At 45.7% G+C, this 15,651-nt stretch carries 15 protein-coding genes and 2 pseudogenes; 2 read left to right on the plus strand and 15 right to left on the minus strand.

Features of this window, described 5'->3' with window-relative positions:
- Positions 1 to 9: 9 nt before the first annotated feature.
- The 8 genes from ugpC to L1D60_RS00405 all read right to left on the minus strand — a co-directional run bounded on the left by ugpC (position 10) and on the right by L1D60_RS00405 (position 9,396).
- Positions 10 to 1,140 (minus strand): sn-glycerol-3-phosphate ABC transporter ATP-binding protein UgpC, encoded by a 1,131-nt coding sequence (gene ugpC / locus L1D60_RS00370; RefSeq protein ID WP_239839213.1) that lies wholly within the window; start codon positions 1,138 to 1,140, stop codon positions 10 to 12.
- A 9-nt stretch (positions 1,141 to 1,149) separates the two neighbouring features.
- The gene (locus L1D60_RS00375) at positions 1,150 to 1,884 is read right to left on the minus strand and encodes an HAD family hydrolase (protein WP_239840417.1); all 735 of its coding nucleotides are present in this window, start codon (positions 1,882 to 1,884) and stop codon (positions 1,150 to 1,152) included.
- Positions 1,874 to 3,343 carry a CehA/McbA family metallohydrolase gene (locus tag L1D60_RS00380; RefSeq protein ID WP_239839214.1) on the minus strand — a complete coding sequence of 490 codons (1,470 nt, stop codon included), beginning with the start codon at positions 3,341 to 3,343 and terminating at the stop codon, positions 1,874 to 1,876. The genes L1D60_RS00375 and L1D60_RS00380 overlap by 11 nt, the downstream gene beginning before the upstream one ends.
- Positions 3,344 to 3,450: 107 nt before the next feature.
- Positions 3,451 to 4,731, minus strand: coding sequence for an extracellular solute-binding protein (locus tag L1D60_RS00385; RefSeq protein ID WP_032553472.1), 1,281 nt, complete (start codon positions 4,729 to 4,731; stop codon positions 3,451 to 3,453).
- A gap of 6 nt (positions 4,732 to 4,737) precedes the next feature.
- Positions 4,738 to 5,709 (minus strand): carbohydrate ABC transporter permease, encoded by a 972-nt coding sequence (locus L1D60_RS00390; RefSeq protein WP_239839215.1) that lies wholly within the window; start codon positions 5,707 to 5,709, stop codon positions 4,738 to 4,740.
- Between the two features lie 24 nt (positions 5,710 to 5,733).
- Positions 5,734 to 6,618 carry a sugar ABC transporter permease gene (locus L1D60_RS00395; protein WP_239839216.1) on the minus strand — a complete coding sequence of 295 codons (885 nt, stop codon included), beginning with the start codon at positions 6,616 to 6,618 and terminating at the stop codon, positions 5,734 to 5,736.
- Positions 6,619 to 6,720: 102 nt separating this feature from the next.
- Positions 6,721 to 7,605, minus strand: coding sequence for a LysR substrate-binding domain-containing protein (locus tag L1D60_RS00400; RefSeq protein WP_239839217.1), 885 nt, complete (start codon positions 7,603 to 7,605; stop codon positions 6,721 to 6,723).
- Between the two features lie 165 nt (positions 7,606 to 7,770).
- A complete protein-coding gene (locus L1D60_RS00405; protein WP_239839218.1) occupies positions 7,771 to 9,396 on the minus strand; it encodes an ABC transporter substrate-binding protein in 1,626 nt (541 codons plus the stop codon).
- 131 nt (positions 9,397 to 9,527) lie between these two features.
- Between L1D60_RS00405 and mpaA the strand changes: the two genes are divergently transcribed.
- Complete coding sequence (gene mpaA, locus L1D60_RS00410) at positions 9,528 to 10,235, plus strand: murein tripeptide amidase MpaA (protein WP_239839219.1); 708 nt, start codon at positions 9,528 to 9,530, stop codon at positions 10,233 to 10,235.
- A 63-nt stretch (positions 10,236 to 10,298) separates the two neighbouring features.
- Here mpaA and L1D60_RS00415 read toward each other — a convergent pair whose 3' ends face one another.
- The 4 genes and pseudogenes from L1D60_RS00415 to L1D60_RS00430 all read right to left on the minus strand — a co-directional run.
- Positions 10,299 to 10,688: a hypothetical protein gene (locus L1D60_RS00415; protein ID WP_239839220.1), complete on the minus strand. Its 390-nt coding sequence runs from the start codon at positions 10,686 to 10,688 to the stop codon at positions 10,299 to 10,301.
- Positions 10,689 to 10,712: 24 nt separating this feature from the next.
- Positions 10,713 to 11,225, minus strand: a complete 513-nt coding sequence (locus tag L1D60_RS00420) for an SMI1/KNR4 family protein (RefSeq protein WP_239839221.1) — start codon at positions 11,223 to 11,225, stop codon at positions 10,713 to 10,715.
- Between the two features lie 120 nt (positions 11,226 to 11,345).
- On the minus strand, positions 11,346 to 11,816 hold the full coding sequence (locus L1D60_RS00425) for a hypothetical protein (protein WP_239839222.1): 471 nt from the start codon (positions 11,814 to 11,816) through the stop codon (positions 11,346 to 11,348).
- A 168-nt stretch (positions 11,817 to 11,984) separates the two neighbouring features.
- Positions 11,985 to 12,197, minus strand: a pseudogene (locus L1D60_RS00430) (SMR family transporter); the annotation flags it as partial.
- Between the two features lie 48 nt (positions 12,198 to 12,245).
- Between L1D60_RS00430 and L1D60_RS00435 the strand changes: the two are divergent.
- Positions 12,246 to 12,476: pseudogene (locus L1D60_RS00435) on the plus strand (hypothetical protein); the annotation flags it as partial.
- Positions 12,477 to 12,504: 28 nt separating this feature from the next.
- Here L1D60_RS00435 and L1D60_RS00440 read toward each other — a convergent pair.
- The 3 genes from L1D60_RS00440 to L1D60_RS00450 form a co-directional block, all read right to left on the minus strand.
- Positions 12,505 to 13,389, minus strand: a complete 885-nt coding sequence (locus L1D60_RS00440) for a hypothetical protein (protein WP_239839223.1) — start codon at positions 13,387 to 13,389, stop codon at positions 12,505 to 12,507.
- A 461-nt stretch (positions 13,390 to 13,850) separates the two neighbouring features.
- Positions 13,851 to 14,210 carry a RidA family protein gene (locus L1D60_RS00445; protein ID WP_239839224.1) on the minus strand — a complete coding sequence of 120 codons (360 nt, stop codon included), beginning with the start codon at positions 14,208 to 14,210 and terminating at the stop codon, positions 13,851 to 13,853.
- Positions 14,191 to 15,642, minus strand: coding sequence for an NAD(P)/FAD-dependent oxidoreductase (locus L1D60_RS00450; protein WP_239839225.1), 1,452 nt, complete (start codon positions 15,640 to 15,642; stop codon positions 14,191 to 14,193). The genes L1D60_RS00445 and L1D60_RS00450 overlap by 20 nt, the downstream gene beginning before the upstream one ends.
- Between the last annotated feature and the right edge of the window lie 9 nt (positions 15,643 to 15,651).

Consider the following 15,651-nt stretch of genomic DNA (forward strand, 5'->3'; position numbering starts at 1 on the left):
TACGTCGACTTATTCAGTCAGTGCCTCTTCTGTTTCTAAATCGAATAAGTGACACTGTGAAGTATTGAAATGAAGCATTGCCTCTTGTCCGCTTTCCGCCGTTCGGTCAGCATCAAAAGGCACCCTTGCGACCATTTTGTCATGACCTAACTGGAAGTAGAGATAAAGCTCATTACCCATAGACTCAACCACGCCTAGACGGTGCTTCTGAATATTCACTTCTGATTGGGGCGCATCATGATTCGCAAGACTGACGTGCTCAGGACGCACTCCAAACCATACCCATTCACCTTGCTTGGTTCGTGCAACGGCTTGTTTATCTTGAGGTAGTTCCCAACGAACACCGCTCTCTGACAAGACATTCATCACACCATCAATCTCATCAATACGAGCTTTGATGATGTTCATCGCTGGTGACCCAATAAAACCTGCCACAAACTTATTTGCAGGGTGATGATAGAGGTTCATTGGTGTATCCACCTGCATGATCTGCCCCTGATTAAGAACGCAGATGCGATCACCTAACGTCATCGCCTCAACCTGATCGTGGGTCACGTAGATCATGGTCGCGTTCTGCCCTTCTTGCTTTAGGTTGTCATGCAGCTGAGCAATACTCACGCGAGTTGAAACACGCAGCTTGGCGTCCAGATTAGAGAGAGGCTCGTCGAACAAGAACACATCCGGCTTGCGCACCATGGCACGACCCAGCGCCACACGTTGACGCTGGCCACCCGACATCTCACCCGGTTTGTTATTCAGTAGGTGCTCAATATCCAGCGTTTTCGCCGCCTCTGAAATACGCTCGTCGATCTCGTGCTTGGGCAGTTTTTGCTGCTTTAATCCAAAGGCCATGTTGTCGTAAACCGACATGTGTGGATAGAGCGCGTAGTTTTGAAATACCATTGAGATGCCGCGATCTTTAGGAGGAAGATCGTTAACTCGCTTATCGCCAATGTAAACATCGCCCTCAGATATGTCTTCAAGACCAGCAATCATTCGTAAAGTGGTCGACTTAGCGCAGCCAGATGGCCCAACAAACACCATAAACTCGCCCTCGCGGATATTGAGATCCACGCCATGCACAGCTTTAAAGCCATTTGGGTAAGTTTTCTCGACGCCGCGTAGTGTGACTTCAGCCATAGCCTGTCCTTAAATCAATTCGTTAAATTCTTGAGGGTCGAAGTGGGCAACCGAACCAATCACCAGATCAGCCATAGGCTCTAATTCACTGTGTGCCGCCGTCCCCGTCAGCACGCCAACGTTTTTCGCACCCGCATTGCGACCAAATTCCATGTCTGAAACCGTGTCACCAAACATGATCACTTCATGTGGCTCTACCCCGCACTGATCACAGAAGGCATTCAGTAATGCAGGAGCAGGCTTAGGCTCAATATCGCCATCAGAATAACCCACGTAATCGAACAACTGACTCAAACCAGATTGCTCTAGCGTATAAAGGGTAGAATCTTTGGTGTCTGCGGTGGCTACACCCAAGTACATGCCTTGTTGCTTTAAAGAGATCAGCTTCTCAGGCACACCGGGCAGAGCTTCGACCCAATGTGGATTCTCTTCCACTTGGTTGTTGAAAGCGGTCTTTGTCACTTTGGTGAATTCGACTAGCGAGGTATTCGGCTTTAACATGTTGAACCATGCAATCGCCGTATCTTCCACTGGATTCGAGGCCAGTAGTCCATAGTTATCAACCACATCGCCCTCAACTCCGATAGCCAAGAGTAACTCAGTAATCGTGACAGTTTGATTACCTTGATGGTTATCACTGAAGGTTTTAACTTGCTCACTTGCACCACGTGAAACGTTGAGCCACATCTTGTGGAATTCCAATAGGGTGCCGTCTTTATCAAACAATAGTGCTTTAAACTTCATCACTATTTACTCGCTCCATAAGTTCACCCCAAGTGTCGACAAGAGGTTGGTTAAATTGTGGTTGTGTGCCATCAAAGACGGCATTAATGCAGCCTTCAAACTCGCCTTTATTTGGCGATGCGGATCCGAATTGAGATGCTGAGTCGTATTGAGAAGATAAGCCGCGTCGAATATCAATACGACACCAGTGATAGCCCGCTTCAACGGAAAGACTTTGCTTTTCATCCGTGAGGTCGATTCTTTCGATCACTTTGCCATCAACCACGCACTCCGCGTAGTAGTCATGTTCCGTGTCGCGAACGGATAATCGATAGGTCAGTGCTTGGCCTTTGCTGTCCTCACCTGGCAGCAAATCGCCGAGGTTAATATCGAATTTCAGACCGCAGCGACGCTCTAGGTACACTTGTCCATTACGCAAACCCGCTAGAATCCCTTCACCACTTAAGCCGTGGCTATACACGAAGGTTGAAGGGTCACCGTAAATGGAAGGCTCGGTCGCTTTTGGATTACGCTCGTGAGGTTCTAGGTGTGAATCGCTGCCACCAATCGCGGTAATACGCTGGCCGCAGTTCCACATCTCATTAAGTACCATTAAGGCATCTTCAGTCGCTTTTGGTGATGTTGACCAAGTTGGGTCACAACACACTTCAAAGGTCGAGACTTGGCTCAGCAGTACTTCATCGTAGTGCCAATGCCACGGCTTCATCATCGGATGATTAATGCCAAGGGAACTGTGTCCACGTTTAACAAGCTGTAGCCCCGCCTCCATAGTGGCTCGACTCGTATGTTCAACCTTTGTTAGATCCAAAGAATGGCTTGGACCATGAACATTAAAATGCCCAAGATCGGTTGTGACTTCTAATGCAGGCAGAAACAGGCACTGCTTTGAAAGTGGCAGTTTCGGCTGGCATATGTTGTGTTCGGTAATAAAGAAAAAATCTAAGCCTTGCGACTCAACAATCTCTTTTGCGGCACTTAGCGTGTTGTGTCCATCGGAAAGCTGAGTGTGGGCATGAAGATCACCACGATACCAACGCGATTCTGCACTCAGCATCTGGCTGTAATCAAATTCGATCTGGTGCGATGCAGTCACCACCGATTGAAGATCCAGTTCTTCGCCGTTCGATGATTCAGGAAAGGCGATATCGACCTGATATTGCATCGCTCGCTCACGACGAAACTCACCTTCAAGATTGTACAGCTCGACAAACCACTCACCGGACTCTAGTGGGCCGTCAATCGCACCTAAACCTGATGCCTGTCGTTGAATCACCAGAGACTTATGGTCTTTTTCAAACAGTACCTTGCCACGAAAGTTTTGATTGGCATCGTAAGCGGCAGCGTACAAGAAGCCTTTGGTTACCGTCGTTCCGGTAATCTTGACGGCATCAACGTCCGCAGGGACATGAAAGGGAATTCGCACTCTGCCAAAAGAGAGTTCACCTTGAAATTGGTTCATTGCTTTCACCAAGTTGCTCTACATTAAACATCACAAAGAGCGATGAGATGATAGCCCACCACATTGATGGGCTACTGTTTTAGATACGGGATGTCTTGATCCCGAAGTTATGAGCGATTCGCTCTATCCAAAGCACGTTGCGCCTTTTTCGCCGCCTGTTTTAGCGCTTTTTCTGCTGGCACGTTCTGAATTTGGATTTGATCCGCCGCTACTTTCAGAGCATCCATGATTTTGCCGTTGGTTGGGTCAAGGAAGTCTTTAGTTGCCGTGTTCGCCTGCTTCAAAGGAATCAGAGCTTGTGGGTTGTCTTGAGTGAATGCTTGATACTCTGGCACCTCAGATACGCTGTTACGTACTGGGATGTAGCCTGTGAACATTGACCAAGCTGCTGTGTTCTTCGCATTGGTGTAGAACTCAACAAACTCAAATGCACCCTTCGCTGCTTTGTCGTCTGTGCCTTTTGGCATCACGTAAACCAGCGCACCCGCTTGTGGCGCTGATGGGTGGTTGCCCCAGCCCGGTTGAGTGGTCGCTGCAAGCTTAGTGAAGTCCAAGTCACCTTGGTCACCCGATGAGCCAGTGTAGCCAAGCGCATTGTCTTTCATCACGTCATCGATAGTCTTGTACCAGTACTCCCAGCCTTGACCGCCGTAGTGAATACGCATGATTTGGTCGTCATGAATCCATTGACGGAAGCTGTCCCATACCTCAACCCACTCTGGAGAGTCGATCAGCACTTTCTTACCGTCATCACTGATGATCTTGGCGCCATTAGAGAATGCCGCATCGATCATGTTGTCTTGACCCCACATCGGCTCCCAACCATAGAAGGTGGTGTTGCCTTTGTCGTCACGCTGCGTCACTTTCTCAGCAACCTTTGCTACACCTTGCCAAGTCGCTAGGTCTTGCTCGGTAAAGCCATGCTCAGCCAGCACTTGCTTGTTGTAGTAGAACACCTGAGTGGTACCGTAAGCCGGCAAACCAATCACGGTGCCATCGTCTGCTGTCACTTGATCTTTAAACGCACCAATGAAATCAGAGAAGTTAAACTCTTCATCCATGAATGGCGTTAGGTCACGGCTCAATCCACGTCCGTGCATCGCTTCTGCACGGCCTGAATCAAGAAGAACCAATTCAGGAGCCGTTCGAGACGCCAAACCTGCTTGCAGCTTTTGGTAGGTTTCCGTGTAATTACCCTGTAGAGCTGGCTTAACAACGTACTCATCTTGGCTCGCATTGAACTCTTCAATAAGCTTGGTCATCATTTGTTGAGGCTTAGTACCACCGGAATACCAGAAGTTAACCTCTGTTGCTGCAAGAACACTGCTAGAGAACATAGAAGCGCTTGCTGCGCCAGCACACACTAGTGCGAGAGTTTTTAGTTTCATTTCCGTTTACTCTTTTACGCCGTTATCGGCGATACCTGAAAGAATCGTCTTTTGACAGATGACGAATAGAATCAATAAAGGCATTACAGCAATGGTGCTCGCCGCCATGATCTGCGACCAGTTCAAACCGTAGTTGCCTTCAGCGATAAAGTAGTGACGAATACCAGTCGCAATCAGGTTCAATTCCTGAGTGGTAATAACCAGACTCGGCCACATGTAACTGTTGTAGTTAGTAATAAAAGTGATAAGAAATAGTGTTGCCACTGCCGCTCGGCACTGCGGTAGCACTATCGCCCAAAGTATTTTTAGCTCGCCTGCGCCATCGATACGCGCCGCTTCAACCAAGGATGGATGCACCTTGATAAACACTTGGCGCAGGTAGAACACACCAAATACTGAAGCTGCATTAGAAGCAATCAACCCCATGTGAGAATCCAAAAGTCCTAGCTTGGCCAACGTGATGTAAGAAGGAATGTAGGTCACAGCACCCGGCAGCATGTAACACCCCATCACTACAAAGTAGAGCAAAGTTTTAGAGCGAAACTTCAACTGAGTCAGAGCGTAAGCAAACATCGCCGAGTTGATGATGACCAATAGCGTGGTGAACAGAGCCACACTGAAGCTATTGAAGATATACAAACCAAAAGGCGCGCTCTGGAACGTCTCAATGAATGTCTCCCAACGGAACTGCGAAGGGATTAGATCTAATGGGTTAGCAAAGATCTCATCATTGCTTTTCAGCGAGCCCGATAGCATCCACAAGAATGGGAATACCATGATGGTGCCGCATACCATCAAGAACAGATGCTTACTCAACGTAGCCAGAGACTGTGCATTAACTCGAATTGCAGACGCAGTGCTCGATTGTTGTTTCTCAGTGTTTATTGCCACAGAAGAACGCTGCGCTCTAGCAGTGCTACTTTTTAGTGGCCTTGTTGCGCGAATCACCGGATTCGCATCTAATGTTTGCGTGGTCATGATGTTGTCCTTTTCAAATCCGGTTTAGTAGTACACCCAGCGTTTACCCATATAGGTATTAATCAGTGCGAGCAGGCCTGTGATGAGGAAGATCACCAAAGAAGTCGCGGCAGCTGGCCCCATCTCATAGCGCTCAAACGCTTGCTGATAGAAAAGGTAAAGCAAGGTGCGCGTCTCTCCGCCCGGCCCACCTTGGGTTAAGATCTGGAACTGATCGAACGCCTGCATCGCGGTAATAATGTTGACCACCACCAAGAAGAACGTGGTTGGCGAGATAAGCGGTAAGGTGATTTTTAAAAAACGCGTTAAGCTGCTACAACCATCAATCAAAGAAGCCTCATATAGCGATTCAGGGATCTTGTTGAGGGCGCTAATGTAGAACAGCATCGTCCAACCGATTGCCTGCCACACCGTCACAATAATTACCGCAACTAGCGCAGTATTTCCGCTCTCTAACCAAGGAATCGCGTTAAAGCCCATCGACTGTAAAAGATGGTTCGCTAGGCCTGATTTGGTCTCAAATACCCAAGACCAAACTATCGACACCGCGACCGTTGGCGTGATCCAAGGGGAGAAAATCACCGCGCGGTAAAACTGGCTGCCCTTGAAGTTTTTGTGCAGCAGCATGGCGAACACAAGGCCTAATAAAATGGTTGGCACCACTACACCAAGCGAGAACCAGAAGGTGTTCATCGCCGCTTGCAGAAACTCAAAGTCTTCCACCATGTATTGGTAATTTTCGAGCCCGACAAAGTCGTAATCTGGCGAAATGTAATCCCAATCGGTGAAGCTGATGTAAATGGAATAGCCAAAAGGCACTAACCAAAAAGTAAACAGTGGAACTAACAGTGGCGCGGTAAACAGCAGCACTTTCAGTCGATTTGTTATGTGTTGTGAGAAAGCACTCATGGTGACCTCATCCTTGTTTGTATGTGCTTAAACTAAGCGTTTTATGTGACAGGTTAGTAAGAGCGTCCCTCATATTTTTTATGGCCACTCATAAGAAAACCTTTACTCCGGCTCTGCACTTTCTATTTGGTGATAGAGCCAGTCACAGAAGAAATTCACCTTGGCACTTCGGCTATGTTTGGTGATCAGGTAATGGGCAGATTCAGCAGGCATAAGGGCGTCACTCGCGAGTACCACCTCCCCTTTTTTGAGCAGTTCAGTAACTGCCAATGACCTAACCAGCAGTACACCGACACCCTGCTTGACCGCCTCTAATGCGTGTAATGAGTTACTTATTTCAAGCTGAACTTGCGGAAGCGACATCTCAAACTGGTTATGGCTAAGCCACTGCAGCCAGTTCTCTCGGTAGCCTTTCACTTGCACTGTCGGCAATGAAGCAAAGTCTCGTGCATCGAGCTGTTCTTGGTATTGAGCTTTAAAATCAGGACTACAAACCAGTTGCCAATGCTCTTGGAAAAGACGTTCGAAATGGGTGTCTTCGCTCTCGACTTTGCCGTTGGTCAGTTCGATATCTACGTTCTGGCAAGGCGTAGTCGACGGCCAGTCCACCAGCTGAATATCTAAGCGAATAAAGGGATATTTTTGATAAAATGAAGCTAGGCGAGGCAGTAGCCAGTTGTGGCAGAACGTGTGATTGACGCGCAGGCTCAATACATCGGTCTCTTTCTCACCAAATAGGATTTGCGTTTGTAGCTTTAGATGAGCAAGTGAGCCTGAAACAATCGGTTGATACTGCTGGGCAGCCGACGTCAACTTCACGCCTTTAGAGCTGCGTTCAAACAGTGTGGTATCGAAGAAGGTTTCTAGGCTTTTGAGCTGTTGGCTTACCGCCGCTTGAGTAACACACAGCTCGCGCGCCGCGGCTCCAATCGAACCAAGACGAGCAACAGCTTCAAATGCAACAAGTGCGCGCAGAGGGGGTAACATGGCTTCACCTAATTGAAATAAAAGTGAAAATTACTTCAATCAGGTTTCAGTTTTTTGCAGTTCGCGTTACAGATTAATGACGAAGGGACGTTGATCAGAAAATTATGATCAACGTCCCTTTTCTAAAAGTCATACATTCGTGCCAGTGTTTAAACGAGCACGAACTTACTGCTTAATGTAGAGATCTTTCGAGTAAATGCGCCCTTCTACATTATTCTTGGCAAAGCCACCCACAGTTGGTCGAACCAAGCGCGCTTGCATGTAATAGTAGATTGGAGCAATTGGCATATCGACCGCGAGCGACTGTTCTGCTTGGTTATAGAAGGTTTGACGCTCTTGTTCGGTGGTAGCCGATAACGCACTCTCCATCGCTTGGTCGTAAGCTTCACTGCTGTAACGCGCAAAGTTACCCGATGAACCAGAACGCAGCAGGCTAAGGAACGTAGACGCTTCGTTATAGTCACCACACCAGGAGGCGCGCATCACATCAAAGTCACCCTGCCTGCGAGACACCAAGTAAGATTTCCACTCTTGGTTTTCTAACTCAACTTTGGCGCCCAAGTTGTTTTTCAACATTGATGCAATCGCCACCGCAATCGACTTGTTAGACTCACTGGTGTTGTAGAGTAGCTTGAAATCCAATGGGTTAGACGCATCGTATCCCGCCTCTTTCAGCAGTTTTTGCGCTTTCTCATCACGTTGTTTTTGCGTCCACTGGCTGTATTCCGGCTGAGTGGCATCGAAACCTGCGGTGTACTCATGAGCAAAGGTATAGGCAGGCAAGTTGCCCACTTGTGTGACACCATTTGTGACAACATCACGCATGATCGAATAGGAGACAGCCTGACGAACTCGCACGTCATCAAACGGTGCGCGCGTGGTATTGAAAGCATAGTAATAAGTACATAGTAGAGGGACTGCGGTATAAGCTTGCTGATACTCTTTCTTTAGCTTTTGTGCCATATGTGTTGGCACATCGGAAGTGATGTCGACCTCACCTACCGCATAGCGATTAATCGATGCATTCTGGTTTTCAAACGGAATGTATGTCACCTGATTTAGGTGCGTATCACCACTATCCCAGTAATTTGTGTTCTTCTTTAGCTCCACACGCTCATTGACCACCCATTCATCCAGAAGGAAAGCACCATTACCCACAAACTGCTTTGGATCGCTCCAAGGCTTATCACTACTTTCTAGATTGGCCTTGTGAACAGGCATCATAGAAGTGTGGCCCGTCATCGCCACAAAATAAGGGACTTTGCTATCGAGTTCGAAGCGAAGCGTGTGTTTATCAACAGCGGTCACACCTAATGCATCAAGCGGCTTTTTACCTTCTGCAACATCGGCAATATTATTAATTTTGGTGAGCTTTAAGTACCACACATTCGGTGATGCGGTTTTAGGATCCACAGCACGTCTTAACGCATACACAAAATCGTCTGCCGTTACCGGGTCGCCGTTCGACCACTTAGCGTCTTTGCGCAGATGGAACACAAAGGTTTTGTTGTCCTCTGTTTCCCAAGACTCAGCAACGCCCGGAGTAATATTGCCATCACGATCTTGAATAACTAAACCTTCGAACAAGTCTCGTAAGATGTGCATTTCCGGTAAGCCTTCCGCTTTGGCAGGATCAAGCGTCGCTGCTTCGGCATCATTAGCACGAACTAAGTGCTGTTCTTTCGCTAGAGTGGTTCCTGCAGGCAGAGTATCTGCGGCGGCTGTTACTGATATGAAAGGGGTCAATAAAGATGATACGAGTAAAGCCGTTGAATGTTTCTTAAAATCCATATGTATTTGCTCTCCTAGCCTATCTTTGAAGCAGAGTAATAAAATTAACAATGCGACGGTTGACGAGTTTTGATAGTTGTATTTATCTAATAATTAATACTTGATAGTACTTGATCAATCAGGAGATTAAGGTGAGTTTAATTCCAAGAACGGAAAGAGCTGCGTTTTCGATAAAACCGCTGATTTATGGACGTTCAGTATTGGGAGCGCCCTTGCTCTATTTTCCTGCCCAAATAGAAAGCGACACTCGCGGGCTAATTTTGGCAGGCACTCACGGCGATGAAACCGCTTCTATCGCAGGCTTATCTTGCGCGCTTAGAAGCTTGCCTGCTGAAAATTTAAGGCATGACGTGATCTTGTCGATGAACCCAGACGGCAACCAATTAGGCACTCGCGCTAACGCTAATCAAGTAGACTTAAACCGCGCCTTCCCGACTCAAAATTGGAAAGAAGATGGCACTGTGTATCGCTGGAGTTCAAACACTCCGGTTAGAGATGTAAAGGTAAGCACTGGGCAGCCAGATCAACTTGAACCAGAAGTGCAATCACTGATAAACCTCATCGAAGCGCGTCAGCCTAAGTTCATGATCTCTTTCCATGAACCACTCACCCTCATTGACGACCCAGCCCAATCACAACTCGCCTCTTGGTTAGGCAAACAGTTCAAGCTACCAGTTGTCGAAGATGTCGATTACGAAACACCAGGCTCATTCGGCACATGGTGCGAAGAGAGAAACCTACCGTGCATAACGGTGGAACTGCCACCTGTATCGGCAGACTTCGCGATTGAAGAGTATTTGGACGCGTTTGTGGCGGTGTTGGGGTTTAAGGGAAGTTAGTGCGCTAATAATTGAGCGAAACGCGTTAGGTTTTAAGATCTAACGCACTCGGTATAGTTAGAATTAGTATATCGAAACCTTAAATGGTTGTGATACGTTTTCTTCCAACAAGTTGCTGTCATACCAGATATCTTCGTAACCATTGTTATCTATTAGGAAACGATAGCCAGGAGGTAAACCAAGATAAGCTTGCAGTTGCGGTAAGTGTTTAACTATATGCTCAACATGTATCGGGTCAAAGAAGTCTGCGTTTGAAGACAGCTTTTCACCGCACCATATATACCAACCATTGGTACCATTTTCAGGCGCGACTCTCATACCATTAATAGGTATCTGACCTAAGGTAGAAAGCGCAATTCCTAGTTTGCTACCTGTTTCCGGATACTCATTCGCTAAATCCATAAACTGATTACCCAACCCTTCCTCCTGACGCATAGTAAAAGTGCCGCGCATGCCGAATCACTAATGAACAATTTGTTAGCTGCTTTCCATTTCAGACTGAATTTCATCAAACCACATTGTATTGACTTGAATCGCACTAGGATCTACTTTCCGAATGAGCTCACTACATTGGTTCATACTTGAGTTTGTAAGGCACAGCTGAAATATACATAGGCTTTCTGATAACTTATCTAGCGAAGAATTAATGAATACTCTCTCATTATTACAATCATGATTAAAATAGACTATTTCGTTACTTTTTATATCTATAGCTAGAATATCACCAGAACCGTTTGAACCAATTGGGTAATATGATTCGGTTAATACCCCTAATTCATATAGTTCAGATATTTCGTAGGACGAGTAAGAGTTGAAATTTAAGAATGGGGAAGCACAAACGGGCATGCCAACCTCATGAAGAAAGTCGGAACTCTCACGCTCTAATACTGCAAGGGTCGATTTATCATAAGTAACAAACTCACCTAAGCCTATATCTATCCCAGCAGGAACCTCTGGTAAAGCTTCTAAAAATCGCTTTTTAAAACTCATAATATCCTTAAATACCTAAACAGCTAACGCCTTTGCACAAGGTGCACCACGGCGAACCAACCAAGCACATCGAATTCCATGCCAAAACCGCCAAGTGTAACGCGTCATCTTGAAACTATGTTAAACCGCTTGCTTCCAGATCCCCTTCGCAACACTCTTGTGTTTTACAATCAATGGAGGTAGTTCTTGGCGAGCAAAACTCAATGCATATTCTTTGTCACCACATTCAAACCAGTAATGATCAATCAGGTAGCCAAGGTGAACTTCAGGATCTTGAATGTCGTAACCTAAACTTGCAGAAGCTAGCCATATTAAAAAATCTGTTAGTTCGTCACCATTTTCAATATCTAAATCGTGGGTACGAAGTGCAAATTTTTCCATAAATGTAAATTCGTTGTATCGCGGAAATTCACTTTCAGGTAAGCGTAAGCATGATTTAGGGCCTTCAACTGATAGCTGACACAATGGCTCAAATGGTTCGGCATTCGCAAGAATTTGTTTGTCAGCCCAAGCTATCACTTTTTCTTCGCTTATTAATTTCTCTACATACAGAGCCATAACTATCGATATATTTGACATAAGTTCTGCCATTTAGAATTCTTAATCACAGGCAGGCTTGTTTTTCTGTCTGACTGACTTTTGATTAACTTATCATAAGACACTAAAAATTATAGAAAATATATCAAAATACGTACTCTACCCTCACATAAAAACACGCCACTTTCCATGCGCAAACTACATTCAAACTTGGTAAGCTGTGTAGATATCGAGCTTTTGTCCATAAACCAGCCAAGATAAGGCTGCGACGAGCACGATGCCTGCGCCACACCAGATTGCGTATGCGACACCAAGTGACATGGTTTGTACCATGAGTGATAGAAGGTAGAAAGCGCAGCCGAAACCAAACAGCACAGCGATTGAAATAGGTACTGAGGTGAACTGATTGGTTTTCAGAAGAAACGAAGTCGCGAGCGTCGAGCTGTTCTTGGTAGCGCTCTTTAAACTCTAGGCTACAAACCACTCGCTTCTTGGTTAGGCAAACAGTTCAACCTACCAGTCGTCGAAGATGTCGATTACGAGACCCCAGGCTCATTCGGCACCTGGTGTGAAGAGAGAAACCTACCGTGCATAACAGTGGAACTGCCACCTGTATCGGCAGACTTCGCTGTAGAAGAGTATTTGGATGCGTTTTTGGCGGTGTTGAGGTTTGAGTTTGAGTTTGAGTTTGAGTTTGAGTTTGAGGGAGGTTAGACTAACTCATAATTGAACGAAACGCTTGTTAGCCCACATAGTGTATGACTTTTGTTGAAATATTTAAGTACTCATATATTGCTTTTGCTCTTTGAACTAGTGCTTCGTCATTTGAAATTATTGCAGTGCAAAAAGAGGCATTGGCAATATGTTGTGAATCACTTAGTACATTTGAGATACGATCTACTTTCCTACATTTCCGTTCTGAGTGGAACCCTATAAGATCCATCACAGCACAACATCTAACAATGCCAGTTACTTTCGATGGTTCATCCTTCCCCGAAAAACCGAAGAATGTATCGATGTCCACATCAACACTTTCTTCAATTATCTTCCATACTTTAGCGAGAACATTCTCACCCGAAATCCCAGTTAACCCTGATTTTGGAATGCCCATTTTCTTTCGAGTTTTTACTATATCAGCATTTCTTTTTTCTAGTTCAGAAAGCATATTTATATAATCTGATTTTATTATTGTTATTTCTTTCACTTGGTGTTCATTGAAATCCGAGTGGTTTAGAAAATCGAATGTAGTATCTGCAACTTCTTCGGCAGAGCGATTTAAGCCTCCACCATTCAATGCAACTATCATTTCATCAAAGACTCGCGAGTTAACATCAGATTCCTGTACTATTTGCTTAAATTTTGTGTATCTAAAAGCTGCCGATTCATTCCGATGTAGTAGTGCTGTATCCGTTGCATTAAAGTTTAAATCAAACTTTACCTCTAAAAATGCCGCCTTGATATCATCGAGAACGTTGACAAATTTCATATCCTTTTCTGAATTAGAGAATTCAGAAAAATGAGTATTTGAATATACCCATTCGACATTTTGAATCTTAGATAATGGAAACGAACCTTCAGTGATAAAGCCAAGAATATTTTGATCAATATAAATAGTAGGTACTTTCAATCTATTACCTCGAACTTTCCTGTGGGCTAACATTGTTAATAACAGGCCGTTTTGTTCTTCTGCCTACCTGACTTTCGATTAATTTATCATAAGCATCTAAAAATTAAAGAAAAGACATTGAAATGCGCACTCTATCCTCACATGAAAACGCGCCCGCGTGTTATCACTTTCAATAATGCATGTTATCCAAGATGGGAAAATCACAACCCTATTAATAAACAGTAACTTACAGAGCTTTCTACCGACAAAGCAAGACTAAACATTCAAACTGAATAAACTGTGTAGATATACAAAAAAAGAAGTGGAAGTGGCAAGCAAATCAATCATAAACTTGATGTTAAGTTTTGTTAGGCAAACTAACACACCTAGATTCTGTAGAATGTTTAATTTAGCTAACCTTGGGACAAAACATCGCCCTAAGAGACAATCCTTTAGAGCGAAGTACTATTACTTAGGTATCTTTAGTTAGTCTGTTTTACGGCAGCTGTAACTAATAACTCTACTTTTAGTTCAGGGCTTGCCAACTTGGCCTCACCGCATGCTCTCGCAGGAGCACAACCAGGTTTAAACCACTCGTCCCAGACATGGTTCATTTCCGCAAAATCCTGCATGTCTGCCAACCAAACCGTGGTTTGTAACACATGATCTTTATCACTACCCGCTTCAATTAGCAGGCTTTCAACTCGAGATAACGCCTCTGCGGTTTGTTCAGCAACGCTGGTGCCTTTCACACCGACCTGACCACAAAGATAGACAGTATCATTATGAATAACGATTTTGCTCATTCTTTGATTGGTGTGATTACGCTGGATGTGAGTCATTTTGTGTTCCTTTATTTCTATATTTGTACATGAATGATTCGCCGATTGGGGTCAAGCTAGCCAACTCTCCCAATTTGAGTGGTTTAATCGGGTTTCTCAGGCGGTAATAGCCCACCTTCTCCATAGGAATCCCTGCTTCCTCTTGGATAATATGAGCCACCGTGGTACCGCAATAGCGTCCCTGACAAGGCCCCATACCGCAACGCGTATAGGTTTTGATTTGATTGATCCCGTGCGCGCCTCTCTCTACCTGACGACGAATTTGTCCTGCTGTGACTTCCTCACAACGACAAACGATAGTCTGATCGCTTGGTGTCAGTGCCTGCTTAGGTGGCGTGTACAGTGCGTCCAAAAACGGTCGCACTCCAATCTCTTTATGAATCAATGCTCTAAGCTTGTCTCGTTCTTCAGTCAGTGACATTTCTCCATCACTTTCAAGCGACATTAAAGCACTAACCGCTGCAAGCTGACCTTGGTATTGCGCAGCCATTGCTCCACCAATACCGCTGCCGTCGCCAGCAACAAGAACACCTTGGCGAGAGCTTTGGTGGTATTGATCAACACTTGGCCGCCAACAGATCTGTAGCGGATCCCATTCGTGCTTTAACCCCATTGCTCTCGTGAGCTGAACATTAGGAACAACACCAATATGAGAGAGCAAAGTATCGGTATTTAGGGCATGTAGTTGTCCTTGAGCAGTGAAAGTGAGTCGTTCGACCGATTGATCGCCGTAAGCTGCAATGTCGGTTGCACCGGTATAGCGTTTAACACCAGCACGGCGGATTTTAGCCAACAACTTAAGACCTTTGAAAAGCACCTTGCGGCCTTTTAATGCCCCGCCTGCATAGCGAATCGCTTCGATGTAACTATTCGGCTGCTGGGTATCAACAATCGCTTGAGGAGGCGAGCCCGCATCAACCATCTGTGCCGCGAGCAAATAGATGAGTGGCCCAGTACCGACAAGCACAGCATTGGTTGGAACTAAGCCCGAGGTTTTCATCATAATCTGACACGCACCCGCGGTCATCGCTCCCGGCAGAGTCCAACCGACAAATGGAAATGGCCTTTCCGTCGCCCCTGTTGCAATGATGATTTGTTTCGCTACGGTTTTATTGGCTACACCATTTTGACTCCAGTAGACGCAGTTTTCACTGTCGACTCGCCACAGTGTCGCCCTGCTAATGTGGGTCAGTGGTGCTCGATTAAACGCTTTGATTATGCTTGCACCATGTTGATAGTCGGGGCCAAAGATAGAGCCGTTAGGATGCCCTTGTTCTTTCTGCGCTCGATATATCTGACCTCCCGGGATCGGCTGTTCATCAATCACAACCACACTGGCACCTGCTTCTGCGCACCTCACCGCCGCGCTCATTCCAGCTGGACCAGCACCAATGACACATACATCGACTTGTTTTTTTATTTCGTCTTGCATGAACTCACC

The sequence above is a fragment of the Vibrio sp. Isolate30 genome (genome assembly GCF_022397975.1).
GTDB classification, from domain to species: Bacteria; Pseudomonadota; Gammaproteobacteria; order Enterobacterales; family Vibrionaceae; genus Vibrio; species Vibrio fortis.